The organism is Dongia sp., from assembly GCF_041918875.1.
Taxonomy (GTDB): domain Bacteria; phylum Pseudomonadota; class Alphaproteobacteria; order Dongiales; family Dongiaceae; genus Dongia.
The window spans coordinates 121,291-144,498 of record NZ_JAYRUV010000003.1 but is presented as its reverse complement, the minus strand read 5'-3'; the positions used below and the strand labels follow the sequence as shown (position 1 = coordinate 144,498).

At 62.9% G+C, this 23,208-nt stretch carries 25 protein-coding genes; 10 read left to right on the top strand and 15 right to left on the bottom strand.

What is annotated here, in order from left to right; genetic code table 11:
• Positions 1-8 precede the first annotated feature (8 nt).
• A complete protein-coding gene (locus tag ACE3TY_RS04345) occupies positions 9-1,136 on the bottom strand; it encodes an LVIVD repeat-containing protein (RefSeq protein WP_374651232.1) in 1,128 nt (375 codons plus the stop codon).
• Positions 1,137-1,154: 18 nt separating this feature from the next.
• Positions 1,155-2,303, bottom strand: a complete 1,149-nt coding sequence (locus ACE3TY_RS04340; protein WP_374651230.1) for a cupin domain-containing protein — start codon at positions 2,301-2,303, stop codon at positions 1,155-1,157.
• 358 nt (positions 2,304-2,661) lie between these two features.
• On the opposite strand from ACE3TY_RS04340, the gene ACE3TY_RS04335 reads away from it, so the two are divergent.
• Positions 2,662-3,477 carry a FadR/GntR family transcriptional regulator gene (locus ACE3TY_RS04335; protein ID WP_374651228.1) on the top strand — a complete coding sequence of 272 codons (816 nt, stop codon included), beginning with the start codon at positions 2,662-2,664 and terminating at the stop codon, positions 3,475-3,477.
• A 145-nt stretch (positions 3,478-3,622) separates the two neighbouring features.
• Here ACE3TY_RS04335 and ACE3TY_RS04330 read toward each other — a convergent pair whose 3' ends face one another.
• The 6 genes from ACE3TY_RS04330 to ACE3TY_RS04305 form a co-directional block, all read right to left on the bottom strand.
• Entirely contained in the window at positions 3,623-5,062 is a 1,440-nt protein-coding gene (locus ACE3TY_RS04330) for an amidase (RefSeq protein WP_374651226.1), read from the bottom strand.
• 6 nt (positions 5,063-5,068) lie between these two features.
• Positions 5,069-5,866 carry an ABC transporter ATP-binding protein gene (locus ACE3TY_RS04325; RefSeq protein WP_374651224.1) on the bottom strand — a complete coding sequence of 266 codons (798 nt, stop codon included), beginning with the start codon at positions 5,864-5,866 and terminating at the stop codon, positions 5,069-5,071.
• On the bottom strand, positions 5,863-6,645 hold the full coding sequence (locus ACE3TY_RS04320) for an ABC transporter permease (RefSeq protein WP_374651222.1): 783 nt from the start codon (positions 6,643-6,645) through the stop codon (positions 5,863-5,865). The genes ACE3TY_RS04325 and ACE3TY_RS04320 overlap by 4 nt, the downstream gene beginning before the upstream one ends.
• A gap of 192 nt (positions 6,646-6,837) precedes the next feature.
• Positions 6,838-7,842: an ABC transporter substrate-binding protein gene (locus ACE3TY_RS04315; protein WP_374651220.1), complete on the bottom strand. Its 1,005-nt coding sequence runs from the start codon at positions 7,840-7,842 to the stop codon at positions 6,838-6,840.
• 87 nt (positions 7,843-7,929) lie between these two features.
• On the bottom strand, positions 7,930-9,255 hold the full coding sequence (gene hisD, locus ACE3TY_RS04310; protein ID WP_374651218.1) for a histidinol dehydrogenase: 1,326 nt from the start codon (positions 9,253-9,255) through the stop codon (positions 7,930-7,932).
• Between the two features lie 33 nt (positions 9,256-9,288).
• Entirely contained in the window at positions 9,289-10,056 is a 768-nt protein-coding gene (locus ACE3TY_RS04305; RefSeq protein ID WP_374651216.1) for an SDR family NAD(P)-dependent oxidoreductase, read from the bottom strand.
• Positions 10,057-10,116: 60 nt separating this feature from the next.
• Here ACE3TY_RS04305 and ACE3TY_RS04300 point away from each other — a divergent pair, with 60 nt between their 5' ends.
• From ACE3TY_RS04300 to ACE3TY_RS04265, 8 genes are all read left to right on the top strand, one after another.
• Positions 10,117-11,415, top strand: coding sequence for a hypothetical protein (locus ACE3TY_RS04300; protein WP_374651214.1), 1,299 nt, complete (start codon positions 10,117-10,119; stop codon positions 11,413-11,415).
• Between the two features lie 100 nt (positions 11,416-11,515).
• Entirely contained in the window at positions 11,516-11,962 is a 447-nt protein-coding gene (locus tag ACE3TY_RS04295; protein WP_374651212.1) for an Rrf2 family transcriptional regulator, read from the top strand.
• 115 nt (positions 11,963-12,077) lie between these two features.
• On the top strand, positions 12,078-12,935 hold the full coding sequence (gene cysT / locus ACE3TY_RS04290; protein ID WP_374651210.1) for a sulfate ABC transporter permease subunit CysT: 858 nt from the start codon (positions 12,078-12,080) through the stop codon (positions 12,933-12,935).
• A complete protein-coding gene (cysW, locus tag ACE3TY_RS04285) occupies positions 12,932-13,792 on the top strand; it encodes a sulfate ABC transporter permease subunit CysW (protein ID WP_374651208.1) in 861 nt (286 codons plus the stop codon). The genes cysT and cysW overlap by 4 nt, the downstream gene beginning before the upstream one ends.
• 17 nt (positions 13,793-13,809) lie before the next feature.
• Positions 13,810-14,853: a sulfate/molybdate ABC transporter ATP-binding protein gene (locus tag ACE3TY_RS04280; RefSeq protein ID WP_374651207.1), complete on the top strand. Its 1,044-nt coding sequence runs from the start codon at positions 13,810-13,812 to the stop codon at positions 14,851-14,853.
• The gene (locus ACE3TY_RS04275; RefSeq protein ID WP_374651205.1) at positions 14,853-15,683 is read left to right on the top strand and encodes a sulfite exporter TauE/SafE family protein; all 831 of its coding nucleotides are present in this window, start codon (positions 14,853-14,855) and stop codon (positions 15,681-15,683) included. The genes ACE3TY_RS04280 and ACE3TY_RS04275 overlap by 1 nt, the downstream gene beginning before the upstream one ends.
• A 10-nt stretch (positions 15,684-15,693) precedes the next feature.
• Complete coding sequence (locus tag ACE3TY_RS04270) at positions 15,694-16,596, top strand: Gfo/Idh/MocA family protein (protein WP_374651203.1); 903 nt, start codon at positions 15,694-15,696, stop codon at positions 16,594-16,596.
• A 12-nt stretch (positions 16,597-16,608) separates the two neighbouring features.
• A complete protein-coding gene (locus ACE3TY_RS04265) occupies positions 16,609-17,358 on the top strand; it encodes an SDR family NAD(P)-dependent oxidoreductase (protein WP_374651201.1) in 750 nt (249 codons plus the stop codon).
• Here the strand turns inward: ACE3TY_RS04265 and ureG are convergent.
• The 7 genes from ureG to ACE3TY_RS04230 are packed head-to-tail and all read right to left on the bottom strand — an operon-like array spanning position 17,355 to position 22,363.
• A complete protein-coding gene (gene ureG / locus ACE3TY_RS04260; RefSeq protein ID WP_374651199.1) occupies positions 17,355-18,011 on the bottom strand; it encodes an urease accessory protein UreG in 657 nt (218 codons plus the stop codon). The genes ACE3TY_RS04265 and ureG overlap by 4 nt on opposite strands.
• Complete coding sequence (locus ACE3TY_RS04255; RefSeq protein ID WP_374651197.1) at positions 18,008-18,715, bottom strand: urease accessory protein UreF; 708 nt, start codon at positions 18,713-18,715, stop codon at positions 18,008-18,010. Before ACE3TY_RS04255 ends, ureG begins: the two co-directional genes overlap by 4 nt.
• A complete protein-coding gene (locus ACE3TY_RS04250) occupies positions 18,690-19,187 on the bottom strand; it encodes an urease accessory protein UreE (protein WP_374651195.1) in 498 nt (165 codons plus the stop codon). Before ACE3TY_RS04250 ends, ACE3TY_RS04255 begins: the two co-directional genes overlap by 26 nt.
• A 2-nt stretch (positions 19,188-19,189) precedes the next feature.
• Entirely contained in the window at positions 19,190-20,899 is a 1,710-nt protein-coding gene (gene ureC, locus ACE3TY_RS04245; RefSeq protein WP_374651193.1) for an urease subunit alpha, read from the bottom strand.
• A 3-nt stretch (positions 20,900-20,902) separates the two neighbouring features.
• Positions 20,903-21,214: an urease subunit beta gene (locus ACE3TY_RS04240; RefSeq protein ID WP_374651191.1), complete on the bottom strand. Its 312-nt coding sequence runs from the start codon at positions 21,212-21,214 to the stop codon at positions 20,903-20,905.
• A gap of 9 nt (positions 21,215-21,223) precedes the next feature.
• A complete protein-coding gene (locus ACE3TY_RS04235) occupies positions 21,224-21,526 on the bottom strand; it encodes an urease subunit gamma (protein ID WP_374651189.1) in 303 nt (100 codons plus the stop codon).
• 12 nt (positions 21,527-21,538) lie between these two features.
• The gene (locus tag ACE3TY_RS04230; protein ID WP_374651187.1) at positions 21,539-22,363 is read right to left on the bottom strand and encodes an urease accessory protein UreD; all 825 of its coding nucleotides are present in this window, start codon (positions 22,361-22,363) and stop codon (positions 21,539-21,541) included.
• A gap of 160 nt (positions 22,364-22,523) precedes the next feature.
• Between ACE3TY_RS04230 and pncA the strand changes: the two genes are divergently transcribed.
• Positions 22,524-23,165 carry a bifunctional nicotinamidase/pyrazinamidase gene (gene pncA, locus ACE3TY_RS04225; RefSeq protein ID WP_374651185.1) on the top strand — a complete coding sequence of 214 codons (642 nt, stop codon included), beginning with the start codon at positions 22,524-22,526 and terminating at the stop codon, positions 23,163-23,165.
• Positions 23,166-23,208: the final 43 nt, after the last annotated feature.

Below are 23,208 nucleotides of genomic sequence, written 5' to 3'. Positions count from 1 at the left end.
CATTCCCCCTAGAAGACGCTCGTTTCGATGATGTCGACACCGCGCTGCCGGTCGATGAGATAGATGAGGCCGCGATCGTCCATGGTGACGTCGTTCGACGACGCAAGGTCGAAGCCCTGCGGCGCATCGGTCTCGTAGAAACCCACTTCGACCGGCTTGAACGGATCGGCGAAATCGATGAGGCGCATTCCTTGCGCGAACCAGGCGAAAGGCACGATCGTGCCGCTGAAGCGCTCGGACGGTTGGTGGCAACCCATCATCGGCGGCTGCGGCGATCCGTCCTTGTCGATGCCGTCGACCTGGAAAGTTGAAATCGAAATGGGGCAATGCTCATTGGTGATGTCATAGACCCAGGTGAAGGCGGGTGCCGCCGGCCAAAGCTTGGCCACATCCTCATCCGCCACGATCATGATGTCGCGCCCTTTGAGCTTCTGCTTCATCTTGAGGCAGGTGTGCGTGGGATGCGGAAAGGCCGGCGAGGTATTGACGGCCGATATCAGCTTGGGATGCGCCATGTCCTCTATATCGAGGATGAAGAAACCGTGATGCCAGTAACTCACATAAAGCCGGTTGCCGACGCGCAACGGGTGGTGGCAGCGCGGCGGCGTCCAATTGTCCCACGGATATTCCTCTCCGCCCGCCTTCCATTGGCCCGGAATCCACCAGCGCCCGACCTCTTCCGGCCTGGCCGGGTCCTTGAGGTCGAGGATCATGGCGATGTTGCCGATGAAGCCCTCGGCCGTCGGCGAGACATAGGCATAGCGGCCGTCGAAATCGTAGCGATGCACGCCCTTCCCGTAGGTGCGCCATTTGCTGATGAGCTTCGGATTGGCCGGCTTCGAGACGTCGTAGATGCCGAGGCCGCCGCCGAACTCGGCATCGCCTTCCATGCCCTGGCGCTCGTGATTGACGATCATGATGTCATTGGCGACGCGCACCTTGTGCGAGTGCCAGCCATTGGGCATCTCGATGCGCGTCAACTGCCTCGGGTTGCGCGGGTCGGACACGTCGACGATGGTCGTGCCGGTGGGCTGGCGCATATGGCCGATATAGAGGATGCGGTTCTCGACCCAGACCTGACCGCCGCCGGGGCAGTCGATATGGCCGATCAGCTTGGTGTTCCTGCTCTTCGCCATCTAAGTGCTGGTCCCTGTTCAGGCGAGGCGGACGATTTCGCCGGTCTTGGTCTTGCCGTGTTTCTGGTAGAGCGCCAGGGCCTTCAAGGTCGGCTCGTCGCTGGCGACGAACAGAATGGCCGGGTCCTTGTCGGAAGTGTTGACATGCTCGCACCATTCGCCACCAGGTGCTGCCACGGTGTCGAACGGCGACCAGTCGATGCGCTTGCCGCCGATAATGCTGTAGCCCTTGCCCTCATAGGGCGAGATGGTGAGGCTGGCATTCTGCTTCATCGGCATGGTGCGCTCGCCTGGGCGCAGCATCTGCATGAAGAAAGTCATGGTCTTGAAAATGGCCTGGCCCGTGGTCGGATCGACATATTCGATCATCAGCGCCTCATAGGGGTCGCCGTCGAAATTGCGGGCGCGTTCGAGCGCTTCCCGCATCATGTCCCAGCGATAGACATACATCGGCGAGGCAGCCCCCGTACCGCGATGGTGCGAGACGAAGCGCGGCTTCAGCCCGCCGCTGCCATAAACGGTTTGTGAATAATTGTCCGGAAAGCGGGCCGTCTGCATGATCCGGCGGACCTTCTGTCCCTCTTCTTCCTCCGTGTAATCATGCTCGAAATAGATGGCGCAGAGCGTTTCCACCAGCGGCAGGTCGAGGACGCTGAGATTGATCGCATTCTCGTCACCCTTATTGCCATGATTATGCCAGGTATCGTGGGGAGTGAGCACCAGATCGCCGGGGCCGAAGGTGATATTCTCGCCTTCGACACCGGTGAAGTTCTGCTTGCCGGTCAATCCCAAGCGGATCGCGTTCGGGGAATGCCGGTGCGGTGGCATGATTTCGTTGGGATCGTTGAGGCGATAGGCAACGTAGAGAGTCGAAACCGCAGCGCGCTTGGGCGCCAGGCCAGGATTGACCAGGACCAGCGAGCGGCGCTCGGAGCTCTCGGTCGTGATCAGCTCCGCTGAGCGATAGAGCAGTGGCTCGATATCCTGCTTATACGTCCAGCTGAAGGGAATTGCCTTGCGGGTGTCGCGGATGCGGCTGTCTTCGTCATTCTTGACAGTGCGGTCGACCACCCAATAGGGCGCCATATTGTGGCTGGCGACATCCGCATGGAGCTGGTCCAGGGCCGCCTGCAGATTGGATCCGCCCAGTTTCGTCGCCGTGCTCATCAGCCCTCCCTCGCCGGTTTTCCGGCCTACGGTCCGAACCAATCAGTCACGAGAATGAACAAATTGGTTCAATCAGCACTCCAATATGGTCCTGAGCGTAACCAATAAAACTGAAGGCCGTCAACGGCGATCCATTTAGTGAACCAATAATACGGATACCGCCTGTTCATAGGCGCATCGACGCCCATGACGGCGAACCATTCAACAACGGTCGGGAGTTCAGTCGGTAGCCGCGGCTTTACTTTAGGCCATGCGCGGCGCATGATGCGATTCGAAGTGAGGGAGTTTCACCCTTGAACCAACGCGAACCATCGCGGTAGAGGTCCGCGAACCGGACCTTCCAGATGGATACCATGAGATGCTGCAGAACGCGGACCAGACACTCAACAGACTGCGCCGGCTGATCGCCGACGGAACCATTGGCGCGGATGGGCGGATGCCCCCGGAACGTCACCTCGCCGACGAACTTGGTGTCGGCCGCCGTTCGCTGCGCCGCGCCCTGGACATTCTGGAGCAAGAGGGGCGCATTACCCGCGAACAGGGACGCGGCACCTTCGTACATGCAAATACCAACCGCGAAATGCCGGCCACGACAGGTTCTGGCAACGGCCAAGTGCCGGCAGCCAGCGGCCATAACGGCAACGGTCGTCACGCCAACGGTCATATCGATGCCGGCATCGGCGCTGCCTTCGCCGCCATCCCCTTCGACCGCATTCTCGAATTCACCAATCCGATCGAAGTCTCCGAGGTACGCTTGGCCGTCGAGCCGGTCATCGCACGCCTCGCCGCTCTGCGTGCCTCCCAGGCCGACATAAGACGACTGGAACTGGCCCTGGCCGAGACAAAGAGTGCGACCGACCCGGAGGTCTATGAGAAGGCAGACGAGAAGTTCCATCGCATCGTCGCCGAAGCCGCGCGCAATGCCCTGTTCCTGTCGCTGTTCGATACGTTCGGTGCCAGCAGGCGCGACGCCACCTGGCGGCGCCTCAGTGAAAATGCGCATTGCTTCAAGCGCCAGGCGGTCCATGCCGCTTCGCACCAGGAAATCTACGACGCCATCGCCGCGCGCAATTCAGAGCGCGCTTATGAATGCATGTACCGGCATTTGAGCGACATCCAGCGGCACATCTACACCTATGCCTTCCCGCAGGAACCGGCCGAGCAGAGATCGTAGCCCACCTTCCGGTTCCCCTTCATCGGACCTTCGCTGACACCCCCACCCCGGCCCTCCCCCTGAAGGGAGAGGGAGTTTCGGCCGCGTTTGAACGTCTCAGCGCGCTCTTAAGCCCTCTCCCTTCAGGGGGAGGGTCGGGTGGGGGTTAGAGCAGCTGCCGCAGCAGCGGCGATTTGGCGAAGGGTCGGGCGCTTTCGATCTCGTGGGCCAGGCAGAGCAGCGCCACATCGTTGCCAAGCGACGTTGCGAGCTGGATGCCGACGGGAAGTCCTTCGTCCGATTGCAGCACCGGCACGGTGATGGCCGGTTCGCCGGTGACATTGTAGGTCGCGGTAAAGGGCGAGAAGCGCAGCATGCGGGCCACATGCAGCTCCACATCATCATGGTCGGTCGGAAAGGCGCCGAGCTTGGGCGCCGGGCCCGCCAACGCTGGAGTCAGCAGGACGTCGATATCGTCCCACAGCAACGCCATCCTGCGCGCGAAGATTTGTCCGGCACGGATGCTGGCGAGATAGTCGGCCGCCGTCATGCGCTGGCCGGCTTCAGCGGCGGCAAGGTTGATCGACTCCATCTCATCCTCGGCCGGAGCGCGCCCGATGAGGCGGCCGAGTTCCACCGCGTCGGCAGCAGCCTGGGCGCAGACCTGGGCGAGATAGACGCAGCGCGGGACGTGCAAATCACCCTCGGCAATCGGCAAGGCGATCGGTGCAACGTGATGGCCAAGATCGGCGAGCAGCTTGGCTGCGGTTTCCACCGCCAGCAAAGCCTCCGGCGACAGAGCGACGTCGTCCAGATGCTGATGGTTGATGCCGATACGAAGACGCGGCCCCGGCCGAGACAGGGCATCCAGGAAGCCAGCCGCTGGTGGCGGCGGCGCACCATAGGGTGCGCCGGCATCGGCGCCGTAGACGGCATCCAAGGCGGCGGCGCTGTCGCGCACGGAGCGGCTGACGACGCCTTCGCTGACCAAGCCCGCATAGATATCGGCATGGACCGGACCTTGCGGCAGGGCGCCGCGCGAGGGCTTTATCCCAACCAGGCCACAGGCAGCAGCCGGGATACGGATCGATCCGGCGCCATCGGTCGCATGTGCCAGCGGCACCATGCCCGCAGCGACGGCGGCGGCAGATCCGCCCGACGAGCCGCCGGTCGAACGCGCGACGTTCCACGGATTGCGGCTGGGGCCGTAGAGGTCGGGCTCGGTCGTCACGTTGAAGCCGAGTTCCGGCAGATTAGTCTTGCCGAATATGCACAGGCCGGCGCGCTTGAACCGCGCGGTCAGTTCATCATCCACTTGAACCGGCGGCTGTTGCGTCAGATAGCGACAGGCGCCGGTGGTCCGCGCGCCCCGGAGCGCAGCGCCGATATCCTTCAGCAGAAAGGGAACGCCGTAAAAGTCTGCCGATGGGTCGGCCGATAGCTCGGTCGGCGCAGGCAAGAGGTCGACAATCGCGTTTATCAGCGGATTGGTCGCTGCGATTATATCGCGCGCGGCCGCCAGTACCTCGTCCAAGGAAACGTCGCGGCGGCGGATCAGTTCGGCTAGGCCGAGACCATCCTGCGCGAGATAGTCGGCGCGGTTCATGCGGCCTCAGGTCAGCGCGTCGCCCAAGGCGGCGATGGCAATGGATTCGGCACGGATTTCGGCCAATACCTCGCGCTGCAGCCGGGTGAAGCCGGCCGAGCCCATCATTTCATAGGTGCGCGGACGCGGCAGATCGATGGGGACGATGCGCTTGATGCGCCCGGGCCGGTTCGACATCACGGCGACGCGGTCGGACATGTAGACGGCCTCCTCGACATCATGAGTGACGAAGAGGACGGTCAGGCGATGCTGTTCCCAGATGCGCGCCAGAAGCTCCTGCATGTGATGGCGGGTCAGCGCATCGAGCGCGCCAAACGGTTCGTCCATCAGCAGCATGTTGGGGCGGTAGGAGAGCGCACGGGCAATGGCCACGCGCTGCTTCATGCCGCCGGAGAGTTCGCTGGGAAAACGATCGGCAAATCCATCGAGACCGACCAAGGCGAGATGTGCGCCGGCAATCTCCCGCGCTTCTTTCCGCGACTTGCCGGCGGCGAGCAGAGCGAATTCGACATTGCCCTGCGTGGTAAGCCAGGGCAGCAGCGTGTAGCTCTGGAACACGACGCCACGGTCGAGGCCAGGACCTGTGATCGACCGGCCGGACAAGGCGACGGTGCCGCTATCATGGTTTTCAAGGCCGGCGACGATGGAAAGCAGCGTCGACTTGCCGCAACCCGATGTGCCGACCAGCGAGACGAACTCGTTCTCGCCGATGGTGAGATCGACGCCGCCGAGCGCCGCGACATCGCCGCGATCGCCGCGAAAGGTCTTGCCCAGCCCCGAAATGACCAGCTTGGGCGCACTCATCGCTGCGTCCTCAAGTAACGGAACAGCTTGCGGCTGGCCCATTTCATGGCCTGATCCGTGGCGAGGCCGAGGATGCCGAGCAACAGCAGATAGCCGAAAATAGTGTCGGTCTGGAAGAAACGCTGCGCCGTCGTGATGCGATAGCCGAGCCCTGAGGTAGCGGCGACCAGTTCCGCCACCACCAGCCAGGTCCAGGCCCACCCCAAGCTGATACGCATCGAATCCCAGATGGCAGGCAGGGCCGACGGCAGGATGATACGCGTGAGAATGCGTCGTTCCGACATCTGCAGCGTGCGGCCCAGATTGATGAAGTCGCGCGGCACGGATTTCACATTGTCCATCACCAGCAGCACCTGCTGGAAGAAGGTGCCGATGAAGATGATGAGGAATTTCTGCGCGTCGCCGGTGCCGGTCCACAGAATGGTGAGCGGCACGAAGGCCACAACGGGCATGTAGCGGATGAAATCGACCAGCGGCTCGATTGCCGCTTCCCAGGCGCGGTAGGAACCGATGAGGATGCCGATGGGCAGCGCGAAGGCGGTCGAGATGAGGAAGCCCAGCGAGATGCGATAGATGCTGATGAGCGTATCGTCGACCAGCTGGCCGCCGATGGCGAGTTCCTTCAGCCGTGCCACGACCATTTCCGGCGAGGGCAGGAACAAAGGTGTCACCAGGCCCGTCTCGGTGACGCCCCACCAGAGGAGGCCCAGCACCAGGAAAACGAGAATGGCAATGGTGATGAATTGCCGTCCCGAGACGGTTGCGGTCAAAGAGAACATGGAGATAACGGGAAAGAAAGCATAGAGACGGTTCTGCTTGCGTGAAGGCGCGGCGCCATCCCCCTCACCCCAACCCCTCTCCCGCGTGGGGAGAGGGGCCTTTGCCGCCTACTCGGTCGAAACTCCCTCTCCCCTCGCGGGAGAGGGGCGGGGTGAGGGGGTGACAGCACTTCCGTCAAACCCGGAGAACTCTTAGAGCGCTTCGACGAAGCGGGTGTCGATCAGCTTGGCGAGGTCGACATCCTTGGAAAGGAGACCGGCGGAGGTCGCCGCCTTCTTCACTTCCGGTACGACCTTGTTGACGAAGTCGCCGGTCAGCTGGGTCTTGTTCTCGGCCATCGAATAATAAGTGACGCCGTCGAAAGCGGTCGCCAGCTCCTCCGGCTTGGCACCGACCGCCTCCGAGATGATGGCGCGGCCACCATTGGTGTCGGCCTTGTAGTCGGCCAGGGAGGCATCCCAGGCCTTGAGCAGCGCCAGCACCTGGCCCGGCTTCTCGGCGAGAAAATCTTCGCGCACGACAAAGACGTCGGAGATGAGGCCCGGGTTTTCGCCGGCGGAGTACAGCATCTTCACCTTGGCGTTCTGCTGCATGGCGAGTGTCAGATAGGGTTCGTAGGTGACTGCGACCGGCACCCTGCCGGCGATGAGCGCGGAGCCGGCGTCGGAAGCCGGCATCGGCACCTTCTGCACGTCATCGAGCGTCATGCCGTTCTGTGCGAGCGCATAGTTCAGCAGGATGTGGCTGGTGGTGCCCTCCTCGAACGCGACCTGCTTGCCCTTCAGATCGGCCACCGAGGCGATCGAGCCGTCGGTGATCATGGCATCGGCCGTCATCGAGACGTCGAGCAGGGCGACGATCTTGATCGGCAGGCCAGCGGCGGCGAAGGCCATCGCCGTATGCGTGGCGATATTGCCGCACTGGACCTGGCCGGCGGCAAGGGCCGCGTTGAGATCGGCATCGGTGTTGAAGTTGATCACTTCGACGTCGGACAGGCCGGCAGTCGCGAAGAGGCCCTTCTTGGCCGCGATGTGCCATTGGCCGTAGCCCAACCACGGCTCGATCGCCATCTTGATGGCGCCTTCTTCGGGCGTGGCCGGAATGGATTGCGCAAAGGCTGCCTTGGCAAGGCCGCTCATGGCCAAGGTGGCGGCGCCGGCCTGCAGGATCTGGCGGCGGTTCGGTGTCCAGTTCATGGTGAAGCTCCCTCTCTCACACTGAAATTTCCCCAACTCGGCGGCGATAGTGATGGCCGGGCCGGAAGCTTGTCAAGCAAACGCCCCTTAACGTTTCAGCAGCCGATCGCGAATCTCGGAAACCGCGTTGGCATGGGCATCAAATCCCTCATAGGTCGCAAGGACGCGGGCGTGTTTGGCCAGCGTCGGATAGCCGACCGAGGTGACATAGCCGACCGAGATGCGCTTCATGAAATCGAAGACCGAGAGCGGCGAATGGGTCATGGCGGCGCGGCTGGTCGGCAGCACTGCGTTGGGCCCCAGCACGAAGTTGCCCAAGGTCACCGGCGTATGCTTGCCGAGCAGGACCTCGCCCGCATTCTCGATGCGGCCCAGATAGGCAAAGGGTTCATCCGACAGGATTTCCAGATGCTCCGGCGCGTAATCGTTGATGAACGCCATGGCCGCATCGACATCCGGCGCCAGCACCACGCCCCCGCGCGGTCCTGTGAGCACGGCGGTGGAGAAGGCGACACGCTGTTCGCTCATTCTTGCCCAATAGTCAGGCAGAGCCTTGATCGCCTCTTGCGCCACCTTGGCGCTGGACGTCACCAGATAGGCAGATGAATCCGGCCCATGCTCGGCTTCGACCAACAGATCGAGGGCGGCCAGGCGGCCGTCGACAGTCTCGTCGGCAAAGATGATGGATTCGCTGGGCCCGGCCGGAATGCCGGGATCGATCACGTCGGCGAGCAGACGCTTGGCCGCCACCACGAAGGGGCTGCCCGGACCGACGATCTTGGCGCATCTGGGCACCGTCTGGGTCCCGTAGGCGACGGCCGCGACACCCTGGGCGCCGCCGCATTTGAAGACCTTGTCCACGCCGGCAAGGCGCGCCGCCACCAGGGTCGCGGCATCGATCTTGCCATCGGGGCCAGGCGGGGTGACGACGCAGATATTCTTCACGCCGGCCACCACGGCCGGAATGGTGGTCATCATCACCACGCTGGGGAACGAGCCCTTGCCGCGCGGCACATAGCAGGCGACCGACGGAATGGCCAGGAACCGGTCACCGGCGAAGGCACCGGCGCGCATCTCGTGCAGCCACATCTCCTCCGGCTTCTGGTCGGAATGGAAATTGCGGATGTTCTCGACGGCGAATTCGATGGCGGCGATCACTTCCGGCTCGACCGCCTTGAAGGCGGCGTCGAAATCCGCCTGGGTCGCGGCGATCTCGGCCGGCTTTACCGGCGATTTGTCGAATTCGTTGGCAAAGCGCGCCAAAGCAACATCGCCCTCATCCTTCACGGCGGCGATGATGGGTTTAACCCGGTCGAGAAAGGCGCCAAGATCGGCCTCGCTGCGTTTCAGAAGATTAGAGCGAGCTTCGGGACTGAGACGCGCGAGCTCGTGCAGATTGACGCTGCTGGCCATGCAGCCTCTCCATTCGGTCAAATTGTGCGGAAGTCAGATTGAAGCAAGATAGCCACCGTCCACCGGCATGTAAATTCCGGTGACATAGGCGGCGGCCTCCGAACTCAGAAAAATCGCCGCACCGACCAGATCGTCGAGCTTGCCGAAGCGCTGGAGCGGGATCTTGGCCAGCATCGCCTCGGACCAGGCGGCATTTTCATAGAAGACATCCGTGAGCGCCGTGCGGAAATAGCCGGGGCCCAAGCTGTTGACGCGAATGCCGAGCGGCGCCCATTCCGCCGCCAGCGCCCGTGTCATGCCGAGAAGGCCGCTTTTCGAAGAACCATAGGGGACCGCTGTGGGCACGCCGACTTCCGAGGTGAGCGAGCACATGTTGAGGATCGACCCGCCATGGCCGCCCTGCTGCATTGCCTTGGCGGCGGCCTGGGCGCAGAAGAAGGCGCCCTTCAAATTGGTATCGAGGATGCGGTCCCACAGTTTCTCGTCAACATCGAGCGACGGGCAGACCTGTTCCATCCCTGCATTGTTGACAAGAATGTCGAGCCCGCCCAGCGCCTTGGCCGCCGCGGCCACACCGTCGCTGCAGGCCGCTGCATCGGCCACGTCCATGGCGATGGCGGCACCCCTTCCCGCGAGCCCGCCCATCGTCTCCTGCAGGCCGTCGACCGAGCGTGCGCTGACGGCCACCGCCGCGCCAGCTTGCGCCAAGCCGATGGCAATCGCCTGGCCGATGCCGCGGCTGGCGCCGGTCACCAAGGCGCGCTTGCCGCTGAGGCTGAAACGGGAAAGGTCGACTTTCATGGAAGGCTCACGCTAGAAATCAAACAGCCCGCGCAGCATAGCCGAAAAGATCATCCTGTCATGTCTCAGCCCTTCCCTTCCTCGACCGCAGAGGCCCGCGCTCGGGCGAAATCGGGCGATCTCGCGGGCGCTGCCGGGATCATTGCGGAACTGCTGAAAGCGAAGTTTGGCCTGGCTGCCACCAGTATCCGCATCAATGTCGATATCTACAGCCTCAATTCCCTCAACGGCTTCTTCGACGCGGCCGGCAAGGCCTATTTCTTCAAGTTCCATCAGGAAGAGAATGAGGAAACGATGGCCGGCGAATATTACCGCGCCGGGCTCCTGGCCGAGGCAGGCCTACCGGTCGACCGGCCGCTCTTCGTTTCGACCGAGCCCGGCGAACAGATCCTGGTTTATCGCCGGCGCGAGGATCGGCGCTTCGCCGACGTCTTGAAAGAACTGGATTTTTGCAGCGATCAAGCGGCCATCGGCCGCGCGGTTGCGGCGGAACGACATCTCAATGAAGAGCTGATGTCGGTCTATCGCCGTACCTTGCATCCGATCGATGCCGCGCAATCGGCGGCCGAACCGATCCATCGCCTATTCCATGCGCGCCTCGCGGATGCCGACCGGCCGGGAATCATCGGCAGCAGGTTCGGCAGTTTTTATCGCGGACAGGCGTTCGCCTTTCCCGGCGTAAGCCTATCCTGGGATGAATTGAAGCAGTTGCAGTTCGAGGTGAACGGCGTGCGCTATCGCGACACGCTGGGCGCGCTCTTCGCCGAAGCGTTCACGACATTGGCGCCCGCGAGCTTTGCCGGCGCCGGCGGCGTCACTGCGCATGGCGATGCACATAATGCCAATGTCTGGTACGAGAATGGCAACGGCGCAGCGCGGCTCGTCATGTTCGACCCAGCCTTTGCAGGGGTGCATGTGCCGGCCCTGCTCGCGGAAGTGAAAACAAGCTTCCACAATATCTTTGCGCATCCGCTTTGGCTCTACGATCCTGCCGCGGCGGCAGGCCGCTACCACGCAACAGCCGCGCGGCGCGGTGACGTGCTCCATATCGAGACAGATTGGTGCCCCAGCCCGGTGCGCTGGGCCTTATTGGATGCCAAGCGCCAACTATTGTGGCAGCCGCTGCTGCATGAACTGGCGGATCGCAAGCTGCTGCCCGCCAATTGGCGCCGGATCGTTCAGCTAGCGCTCTTCCTCTGTCCGACACTGGTGATGAATCTGCGGGCCGGCGCCGGTAGCCACAACCCGGTTTCGTCCGCCATCGGTCTGGCCACGGCGATTGCCATGGGCAGCGATCCTGTGGCAGGTATGGGAATGCTTTCACCGTTTCTTGGTGAACTCACACCGAGTCGTGCCTGACACATTTTCAATTGGGCGTTGTCGACGTGGCCTCGGCGTCCAGATGCTTGACATTCAGGGATTAAGTTATATTCTCTAGTTACCCTATAGAGATTTAAGAATGCTGTCGCAAAAAGCCAAATATGCCATGCGCGCCTTGCTCTATCTCGCCAAGGCCAAGTCCGACGAACCGGTCGGGATCGCAGAAATTGCCGCCAAGCAGGCCGTCCCACGCAAGTTTCTGGAGCTTATCCTCCTGGAACTGAAGCGGAATGGTTTTGTACAGAGCTTCCGCGGCAAGCATGGCGGCTATGCCCTCGCCAAAACACCCGAGGAGATTCATTTTGGCGAGGTCATACGCCTCATCGACGGCCCCCTGGCGGCTCTCCCCTGCGCCAGCCTCACCGCCTATCGCCGCTGCAGCGACTGCGAAGACGAGGCAACTTGCGTGATCCGGCGGATCTTGAAGCAGGTGCGCGACGCCTCCTCCAGCATTCTCGACCGTACCAGTCTGTCCGACGTACTCGACGGCAAGGCCGGCGAACTGGTGATGGGCGACGGGATATAAGGCCGGAACAACTATTTCACACTATTAATATACAATTACACAAACAAACAGACAAATATATAAAGTCGCCTTGATTGGCCTGGTGGCTGGATGGGCCGCGATTTCAGGATGAGCGATGTCTCAATATGCTGGCGTACTGAGGAGTTGGAAGCGACCGAGTGTCTTGCCGGGCTTCGGCCTCACGCTCGGCTATGCGCTCTTCTATCTCGGCATCATTGTCCTTCTTCCTTTGGCGGCCCTCATCGTGCGGCCGGCCGAACTGGGCATTGCGGGCTTTTTCGAGGCAGTCACCACGCCGCGCGTGCTTGCGGCCCTGCGCGTAAGCTTCGGCACCGCCGCCATCGCCGCGCTGATCAACGGCCTGTTCGGCCTTTCCATCGCCTGGGTACTGGTGCGCTATGACTTCCCGGGAAAGCGCCTGATCGATGCCTTCGTCGATCTGCCTTTCGCCCTGCCGACGGCGGTTGCCGGCATCGCCCTTACCACCCTTTACGCACCCAATGGCTGGATCGGTGCGCTGCTGGTGCCACTGGGTATCAAGGTCGCCTTCACGCCGCTCGGCATCGTCATCGCCCTCATCTTCATCGGCCTGCCTTTCGTCGTGCGCACGGTACAGCCGGTGTTGCAGGATTTTGAACCGGAGCTTGAGGAGGCCTCGGCGAGTCTCGGCGCCACCAGATTGCAGGTCTTCGCCTTCGTCATCCTGCCCTCGATCCTGCCGGCGCTTCTAACCGGCATCGCCCTCGCCTTCGCGCGTGCCGTGGGCGAATACGGCTCGGTCATCTTCATTGCCGGCAACATGCCGATGAAGTCCGAGATCGCCCCGCTGCTGATCGTCAGCAAGCTGGAGCAGTTCGACTATGCGGGCGCCGCGGCGATCGCCGTCGTCATGCTGGGGATCTCTTTCATCATGCTGCTGGTGCTGAACATGATCCAGCGTTGGGCGCGCCGCCACGAGGACAAGGCGCGATGAGCATCGATACCCAGCGCAACAAACTCACGCTGCGCGACCCGGCCCTCGTCCGCTGGGGCCTCATCGGGCTGTCGCTGGTCTTCATCGGGCTGGTCCTGTTCCTGCCGTTGGTCCTGGTTTTCCTGGAAGCGTTGCGGCACGGCATCGGCGCATATTTCACCGCTGTCACCGAGGAGGATGCGCGCGCTGCGATTCTGCTGACCTTGGAAGTCGCGGCCATTGCCGTGCCGCTCAACGTCCTTTTCGGCCTGGCCGGCGCATGGGCCATCGCCAAGTTCGAATTCCGCGGCAAGAGCCTGCTGCTGACCCTGGTCGACCTGCCCTTCTCCGTCTCGCCGGTTATTTCGGGCCTCATCTATGTCCTGCTTTATGGCGCCCATGGCTGGTTCGGGCCGACACTGGACGCCTGGGGCATCAAGGTCATCTTCAATGTAGCCGGCCTGGTGATGGCGACGGTCTTTGTCACCTTCCCTTTCGTCGCGCGCGAACTCATCCCGTTGATGCAGGAGCAGGGCACTGAGGAAGAGGAAGCCGCCATCTCGCTCGGCGCCAACGGCTGGCAGACGTTCCGCCTCGTCACACTACCCAACGTCGCCTGGGGCCTGCTCTATGGCGTACTGCTCTGCAATGCGCGCGCGATGGGCGAATTCGGGGCGGTCTCGGTCGTCTCCGGCCATATCCGCGGCCAGACCAACACGATGCCGCTCCATGTCGAAATTCTCTACAACGAATATGATTTCGTCGGCGCCTTTGCCGTCGCCTCGCTGCTGGCCTTGCTGGCCCTGGTGACGTTGGCCGCCAAATCCTTCCTCGAATGGCGCTATGGCGACCGGCTCAGTGCCGGGCGCGCGCACTGACGCCAAAGGAGATCAGCATGGGCCTGCAGGCACAGGGTATCGTCAAGACATTCGGCACCTTCAAGGCGCTGGGAGGAATCGACCTCGACATTGAACGCGGGGAGTTCGTCGCCTTGCTCGGTCCGTCGGGGTCCGGCAAGACCACGCTGCTGCGCATCCTGGCGGGCCTGGATGCGCAGGACGACGGTCAAGTTCTGTTCAACGACGAGGATATGAGCGGGCGCGAACTGCGCGAGCGCCGGGTCGGCTTCGTGTTCCAACATTACGCCCTCTTCAAGCATATGAATGTGTCGGAGAATATCGGTTTCGGACTGCGCGTCCGCCCGCGCGGCCAACGCCCGGGCAAGGCCGAGATCAAGGCGCGCGTCGACGAATTGCTGCATCTTGTGCAACTGGAACGACTGGGCGACCGCTATCCCAGCCAGCTTTCCGGCGGTCAGCGGCAGCGCGTGGCACTGGCGCGCGCGCTCGCGATCGAGCCCGCGGTCCTGCTGCTCGACGAGCCGTTCGGGGCACTCGATGCCAAAGTCCGCAAGGAACTGCGCCGCTGGCTGCGGCGCCTTCATGAAAGCATGCGCCTCACTTCCATCTTCGTGACGCATGACCAGGAAGAAGCGTTGGAGCTGGCCGACAAGGTCGTCATCATGAATAACGGCCTGATCGAGCAGGTCGGTTCACCGGAAGCGGTCTACCACAAGCCGGAGACTGCCTTCGTCTACGAATTCCTGGGTGGCGCCAACCGCATCCCCTGCGATGTCAGGAACGGTATCGCCAGCGTGGCCGGCACCCCCGTTCCGTCGCAAGGCAAGGTCCACGACGGCAGCGGTATCGCCTATGTCCGGCCCGACGAGGTGATTCTCGGCACTGGAGACACCGGCGGAGTCCCCGCCATCGTACAGCATGTGTTCCGCGCCAGCCCACTGCCGCGCGTCGAAGTGCAATTGGTTGATAGCCCCGTCGCGCTTGACGTAACCTTGCCGCCGGAAAGCGCCGGGGCGCCGATTACAAAGGGACAGCGGGTTAGTTTGAACTTCACCAAGTTCAACGTGCTCCAGGGATAATGGATCTGGCGGGCATTTTCAGCAGCGACATCTGGTTTCTTGTCGGCATTCTGGCGCTGGCGGGTTGCGGATCTGGATTTCTGGCCGGACTGCTGGGTGTCGGCGGCGGCATCGTGGTCGTCCCGGCCCTCTTCCATGTACTGGCGGCCTTTGACGTGCCACTCGACCTCAGAATGCATATCGCCGTCGGTACGTCGCTGGGGTCGATCGTGCCGACCTCGATCATTTCGTTGCGCGCCCACAACAAGCGGGGTGCCGTCGACTGGAATCTCCTGCGCCAATGGGCGCCCTGGGTCGCCCTCGGCGTCATCTTCGGTTCAATCGTCGCCAGCGACGTGCGCGGTGCGACGCTTACCCTAATCTTCGCCATCATGAGCCTGCTGGTGGCAAGCTATCTCGCGATCGGTCGCGCCGATTTTCATATCACCGACAAATTGCCGGGAACGCCCATGCGCCAGGCGGTCTGTCTCTTCATCGGCGGCGTTTCGGCCATGATGGGCATTGGCGGGGGCAGTCTATCGGTACCCGCCATGACGCTGTGCTCCTACCCGATCCGGCGAGCGGTCGGCACGGCTTCGGCGATCGGCCTCATCATCGCCGTTCCGGGAACGATCACTTTCATGGTGACCGGTTTCAACCTGGCGGGTTTGCCCGTGGCCTCGCTTGGCTATGTGAACCTGATAGCCGTGATGGCGCTGGTTCCCAGCAGCTTGATCTTCGCGCCGATCGGCGCCAAGGTGGCACATACAATTCCGCAGATTGTATTGCGGCGCTGCTTTGCCGGCTTCCTGCTGCTGACCTCCCTGCGGATGTTCTATTCGCTTCTCTGAAGGTTCTTCCATGAAAATCTACGGCTTTGGCATTGTCGGCCTCGGTGTCATGGGGCGCGAGATGGCGGAAATGCTGGCAGCGCACCCCCGTTTCAGCGTGGTCGCGGGATATGATCCGGCTGGGCCTAGCGTTCCCTTCCCGCTCCTCGGCGACGCGGCCGCTTTGGTGAACGATCCGCGCATCGAGGCTATCTATGCAGCGACCCCGCCAGCCTATCACGAGCGCGTGGTACGCTTGGCTACGAGCGCCGGCAAGCCGATCTTCTGCGAGAAACCCCTGGCGCACACGATCCCGTCGGCGCGGCTATGCTGCGAGCTGGTCGCGGCATCAGGTATTCCTGCCGCGGTCAACTTCTCCTATGCCGCCCGCGGTGTCGCCGTGCAGCTGTCGCGCGTGGTCAAGGGCGGCAATATCGGCAAAGTTCAAGGGGCGCATCTGCGTGTCCGTTTCGGACAATGGCCGCGCGGCTGGCAATCGGGCGCAGGTGCCTGGCTGGCCCAACCCGCCGAGGGCGGCTTCACCCGCGAGGTCGTCTCGCATTTCGTCTTTCTGGCCAACCGCCTGTTCGGTGCCGGCAAGCTCATCAACCGCAAGATCGAACGTGGCGCCGCCGGCACGGAGACCAGGCTCGTTGCCGCGATCCAGTATCGCTACGTCCAGTTCACGATCGATGCCGGCATCGGCGGCACGCGAGACGACGACAACAGATTCACGGTGAAAGGCAGCAGCGGCGAAATTTCCATCGTCGATTGGAGCGGGCTCGACTATGCTGGCGATGCCGGTCCGGCCCTGCCGCCCACATCGCAGCTCGATGCCTTGGCCGATATGCTCGACGGCAAGCCGCACCAACTTGCCACCTTTGCCGAGGGGTTGGCGGTTGCCGAGCTGATCGAAGAGATGTTGGCGGAATAAGGGAAGCGGCAGATGGGTTTCGATTTCAACGGCAAGTGCGTCGTCGTGACGGGCGGAAGCCGCGGCATTGGCCGTTGCATGGCGCTGGCCTTCGCCGAGGCCGGTGCCGGCGTATCGATCTGCGCGCGTGGCGCGGAAAAATTGCAGACGACGCGCATGGAGCTCAGCGGTATCGGGCCCAGAATGCATGCCGCCACCTGCGACTTGGCCGATGCGAAATCGATCGCCGCCTATATCGCCGAAGCGGCCGCGGCGCTCGGCGGCATCGACGTGCTGGTCAGCAATGCGTCGGGCATCGACAATAGTGGCGATTCATGGGCCGACTGTTTCAATGTGGACGTGATGGCGGCGGTTCGGTCCGCAGCCGCAGCCGAACCCTATCTCGGCAAATCGGACGCCGGCTGCATCATCAACATCTCTTCCATTTCCGGCATGATGCCATCGGCGGAAGGCCCTGCCTATGCCGCAGCCAAGGCGGCGCTCATCAACTTCACCGCATCCGAAGCGCTGCGTCTGGCGCCGCAGAAGATCCGCGTCAACGGTATCGCTCCCGGATCAATCGATTTCCCGGGTGGATTCTGGGACCGCTGCCGGACCGAAACGCCGACACTCTATGAAGACGTCCGCAGCAGCATTCCGTTCGGCCGATACGGCAGACCGGAAGAGATCGCCAATGCCGCGCTCTTCCTTGCCTCGCCTCTGGCCAGCTGGGTCACCGGGCAGACATTGGTTGTGGATGGCGGCCAAGTCCTGCGCGGCTAGCTCCAGTCCTGCAGGGCCGGCAGGGCCTCGACAAAGCGTTCCTTGCGCTTGGGCAGGCCACCCAGCTCCAGAATGAGTTCGATGATGCGCTCCAGCCCCAGTCCTTCGCGCATATTGGCGAAGACAAAGGGCTTCTCCTTGCGCTGTTGCCTGGCGTCCCGGGCCATGACATCGAGATCGGCATGGACGATCGGTGCCACATCCACCTTGTTGATGACCAGGATGTCGGAGCGCGTGATTCCCGGGCCGCCTTTTCGCGGGATCTTGTCACCCGCCGACACGTCGATCACGTAGATGGTGAGATCGGCCAGCTCCGGCGAGAAGGTGGCGCTGAGATTGTCGCCGCCCGACTCGACGAACAGCAATTCCAGATCCGGAAAGCGACCGACCAGTTCGTCCACCGCCGCCAGATTGATCGACGCGTCCTCACGAATGGCGGTATGCGGACAGCCACCCGTCTCGACACCGGAGATGCGCGCCGCCGGCAGCACGCCGGCACGGTCGAGGAAGGCGGCGTCTTCGCTGGTGTAAATGTCGTTGGTGATGACGGCGATGTCGTAAACATCGCCGAGGCAGCGGCAGAGCCTTTCGAGCAATGCCGTCTTGCCGGACCCGACAGGCCCGCCGATACCGATGCGGATGGGAAGGCTCATGAGCGGAACAACCTCGTATACTGGGTTTCATGTTGCATGCTGGACCAGTCGACCGCGACAGCCGCATTACCGATATCGTCCAATGATTGGGGAATGAGGTTAGCGGCGTACTTCGCTGTTCCGCCTTCAAGTGCCGCCAGAATCCGCAGGCCGTCGCTCTGGCCCAGCGGGATGAGGCGCACGCCCGCCGAGACGAGATTGGCGGCGAAGGCCGCGAGGTAGGCTTCAAGAGCCGTATCTTCGGCAATGCTGGCGACGGCGCAAAGAGCACCCACGGCGACGGAATAGGCGAGTGCGACCCCTGCCAGAACCTGTGCCGAGGGCGATGCCGCATATTCTGGCCATCCGCTGCCGACGGCTTTCAGAAAGGCTTGCCCTTGCGCGATCGATTCCTGGGCGAGCTCCGCTGTGCCGCGCAAGGCGGCGGCCTGGTCCGCGATGTCGCGCAATTGCCCGTCATTGCCACGGATCGTAGCGCGGTGCGCCGCCAGCAGCAGCAGTCCGTCGCTGCGACCCGCGCCGAAGCGCAGGATACCGTCGATCCAATTCTCAAGGCTGCCACGGTCGCGGACGAGGCCAGCCTCGACCGCATATTCCAACCCATGCGAATAGCAGAAGCCACCCACCGGGAAAGCGGGCGACAGCCAGGTCAGCAGCCGCGTAGCGGTGCCGACCGACTTAATGCGTATGGGCGTCTGATCCATGCGCGTGTCCGTGGGCGGCATCGCTGCCGGCATAAGCGCCACCTTCGGGATGGAACGGCGCCTCGATGGTCGAAAGCTCGGCACCCAGGCCTTGCAGCATCAGGCGCAGGACGGCATCGTCGATCAGGCGCAGGGTGAGACCCTCCGTCACCTGCGCAGCCGTATGACGATTGCCGACATGCCAGGCAAGGCGGGCAAGATGTTGCGGGTTCTTCGCCCGCGCCTCCAGCAATTTCTGTTGCGCCGCGACGACACGAATAAAGCCGTTGCCCATCAGCTGCAGGCCGTCGCCATCGGCCAGGCGCACCGGCTTATCGAGGTCCAGCAGAAAGGGTTGCCCGCCATCGTCGACGAGGCGGATGCGGCGCCGGCAGCGCTCGGCATAGGTCAAGGTGACACAGCCGGCAGTCTGGGCTTGCGGCCAGTATCCTGCGGGGATCACGGCGGTGGCACGCGGAAGACGCTCATTCATGGTCAGAACAGAAAGTAGCGTTGCGTCATCGGCAGCTCGGTTGCCGGTTCGCAGGTAAGCAGTTTGCCATCTGCACGGACCTCGTAGGTTTCGGAATCGACCTCGATCGCCGGCATGGCATCGTTGCGGATCATGTCCTTCTTCGTGACCGCGCGCGTACCCTTCACAGCCAGCAACTGACGCCGCAGGCCCAATGCCTGACCGATGCCCAGCGCCATCGCCGCCTGGCTGACGAACGTTACGGCGCACTGATCGAGAGCACGACCGAAGGCGCCGAACATTGGCCGGTAATGCACCGGCTCGGGCTTGGGGATGGAGGCATTTGGATCGCCCATGGGTGCCGCGACGATCATGCCGGCCTTCAGCACCAGATCGGGCTTCACGCCGAAGAAAGCCGGCTTCCACAGAACGATGTCGGCCAGCTTGCCGACCGCGATTGAGCCGATCTCATGCGCCATGCCCTGCGCCGTCGCAGGGTTGATCGTGTATTTGGCGAGGTATCTTTTGACGCGGTTGTTGTCATTCTCGGCCGGATCGCCCGCGAGGCTGCCGAACTGCGCCTTCATCTTGTGAGCCGTCTGCCAGGTGCGGATTGCGACCTCACCCACCCGCCCCATGGCCTGGCTGTCGGAGGACATCATGCTGATGGCGCCCATATCGTGCAGCAGGTCTTCGGCGGCGATGGTCTCGCGGCGGATGCGGCTTTCGGCGAAGGCAATATCCTCGGGTATGCGCGGATCCAGATGATGGCAAACCATCAGCATGTCGAGATGTTCGTCGAGCGTGTTGACTGTGAACGGACGCGTCGGGTTGGTCGATGAGGGCAGGATGTTCGGCAGGCTGCATAGCTTGATGATGTCAGGCGCATGGCCGCCACCGGCACCTTCGGTATGATAGGCGTGGATGACGCGGTCCTTGAAGGCTGCCACCGTGCGCTCGACAAAGCCGGACTCGTTCAGCGTGTCGGTGTGGATTGCAACTTGGATATCCATCTCGTCAGCCACGGAAAGGCAATTGTCGATGGCGGCGGGAGTCGTGCCCCAATCCTCATGCAGCTTGAGTCCACAGACGCCGGCCTTGATCTGCTCAATCAACGCGGCGGGTTTCGATGCGTTGCCCTTGCCGAGCAGGCCGATATTGACCGGCAGGCCCTCTAGCGCCTGCAGCATGCGGCCGATGTGCCAGGGGCCGGGCGTGCAGGTGGTGGCGGTGGTGCCTTCCGCCGGCCCCGTTCCGCCGCCGATCATGGTGGTGATGCCGGAATTGATCGCCTCTTCCGCCTGCTGCGGGCAGATCCAATGAATGTGGGAGTCGATGCCGCCAGCGGTGAGGATACGCCCTTCGCCGGCGATGATTTCCGTGCCCGGACCGATGATGATGTCGATGTCAGGCTGCGTATCGGGATTGCCGGCCTTGCCGATGGCGGCGATGCGGCCGTCTTTGAGAGCGACATCGGCCTTCACGATACCCCAATGGTCGAGGATTACGGCATTGGTGATAACGGTATCGACGCCGCCCTCCGTGCGGGAGCGTTGCGATTGCGCCATGCCGTCGCGGATGGTTTTGCCGCCGCCGAATTTCGCCTCCTCGCCGGGAACGCCGAGGTCTTGCTCGATCTCGATGACGAGATTGGTGTCGGCCAGGCGCAGACGGTCGCCCTTGGTAGGCCCATAGGTCAGCGCATAGGCGCCGCGATCCATCCGGTATGCCATGCGTCAACCCTCCAGCTTGCCATCGACGAGACCGCCGAAGCCATGAACGATGCGGTTGCCGCCGATAGCGACCAACCCCACCTCGCGGCTCTGCCCAGGCTCGAAGCGCACCGAAGCGCCGGCTGGAATGTCGAGACGGAAGCCGCGCGCGGCGGTCCGGTCGAATCTCAGTGCCGTATTCGTCTCGAAGAAATGGAAATGGCTACCCACTTGGATCGGCCGGTCGCCGGTATTGGCGACACGCAACCTGATGGCAATGCGACCCTCGTTTAGAACAATCTCGCCGGGTTGGGTGAACATCTCGCCGGGAATCATGGCTGTACCTCAGCGGATCGGGTGATGGACGGTGACGAGCTTGGTGCCGTCCGGAAAGGTGGCTTCGACCTGTACCTCGTGCAGCATTTCGGCGATACCTTCCATGACCTGGGCTCTTGTCAATACAGTAGCACCGTCGCGCATGAGATCGGCGACCGACCGGCCATCGCGGGCGCCCTCGGCGATAAAGTCGCAGATGAGCGCGATCGCTTCCGGATGGTTGAGCTTGACGCCGCGCTCAAGCCGCCGCCGCGCGACCATCGCCGCCATGGAGACGAGCAGTTTGTCCTTTTCGCGCGGTGTCAGGCGCATCGGTTTGGATCCTCAGACATGCCAGAAGGTCGGCAGATTGGCAGGCAGGCCCCGCGCCAGTGCGCGGAGTTCCATCCACAGCTGGGCGAAACCGGGCCGGATGTCGGCAGAATCGCTCCCCAGCCAGCGCACCAACAGAATGCCGTTGACGATAGTGGCGGCGGCGCGAATCTGCGCATTGAGTTGCTGCAGGCGCGCACGCACCAGCGCAAGTGCCGCGCCGAGATTCTCGCCAGCATGCATCAGCATGGCACTGGCCCGTGCGCCGGCCAAAGCAGCCGGATGATAGAGCGCCGCCACCAGATCGCTTTCGGCGGCATGAAAGGTGTCTGCCCAGGCGGGCTTTCCGTCGCGCGCAACGTGCCATTCATCGCGCACGAGGCCGTGGGTCAGCTCTTCGCCGCGTGCTTGCCGGCCGAAGGTGAGCATTTCGCCGGCCAGCATCGCGCTGCCGGCACCGAGATTGAGCCGGGTCCGCCGGCGCAATCGGGCTCCATCGAACAAGATTGTTTCCTGCGGCAGCCATTCCAGCCAGGCATTGGCGCCAAGATGGAGATCGACATCAATGCGCGTGTCGGCCCCGGTCGAGCGGTAGAGCTTTTCGGCAGCCTGGGCGACGGCCATCGCACCTGCCTCTTGGCCCATATGAACCGCGAGAGACAAATGGTCGCCGCCGGTGAGGCCGCCGCAGGTAGTGGTGATTGCCGCAACCGGCAGGCCCATATTGGAACAGTGCGGAAAGAGTGCGCGCAAGGGAGCGCGCTGGTCGAGATGGACGAGCCGCGTCCCGGCCAGCGCCGCATCGCTCAAAAAACGAATGTCGAGACTGCCTTGCATCAACGCAGCTAACGCAAGAGCGGTGCCAGCCGGAGACTGCCCTGATTCAGCATGATCTTCGCCAACATACCGGCATCTCTGCCGACATTTCGGGCAACCTGCTTATTTTCGCGCCACCGGCACGGCGGCGAATTGCCGGATATGGGGACACTGGCCTAAGATGGCACGCAACGGGGAAGACGCGCGGGAGGGGATCGCCATGGACAATGAGGCCTTGATCGTCATCGATTTGCAGAACGATTTCTGCCCCGGCGGCGCCCTGGCCGTGGGTGGCGGCGACGAGATCGTGCCGCTGGTCAATCGCCTGATCGACACCCATGCGCATGTCATCCTCACCCAGGATTGGCATCCCGCCGGCCATTCGAGCTTTGCCAGCAGCCATGCGGGCCAGGCACCCTTCGGTAGTATCGAACTCGCCTATGGACCGCAGACTCTTTGGCCGGACCATTGCGTGCAGGGCACCGAGGGGGCCGATTTCCATGCCAAGCTCGCCTGGACCAAGGCGGAGATGGTGATACGCAAGGGCTTTCGGCCGGGCATCGACAGTTATTCGGCCTTCTATGAGAACGATCGGACGACGCCGACGGGCCTTGCCGGCTACCTGCGGGAGCGCGGCCTGACCAACCTGACCCTAGTCGGGCTGGCGACGGATTTTTGCGTCGCCTATTCCGCACTCGATGCACGGCGCCTGGGATTCGACACGGGCGTGATCCTGACTGCCTGCCGGGCCATCGACCTGGGTGGATCGCTGCAGGCAGCGCTCACCCAGATGCAGGGTGCCGGCGTAAGTCTTTCCGCTTGAACCCTATTTCACGCGAATATCCCGGCTTCAAACCGACTTCTCA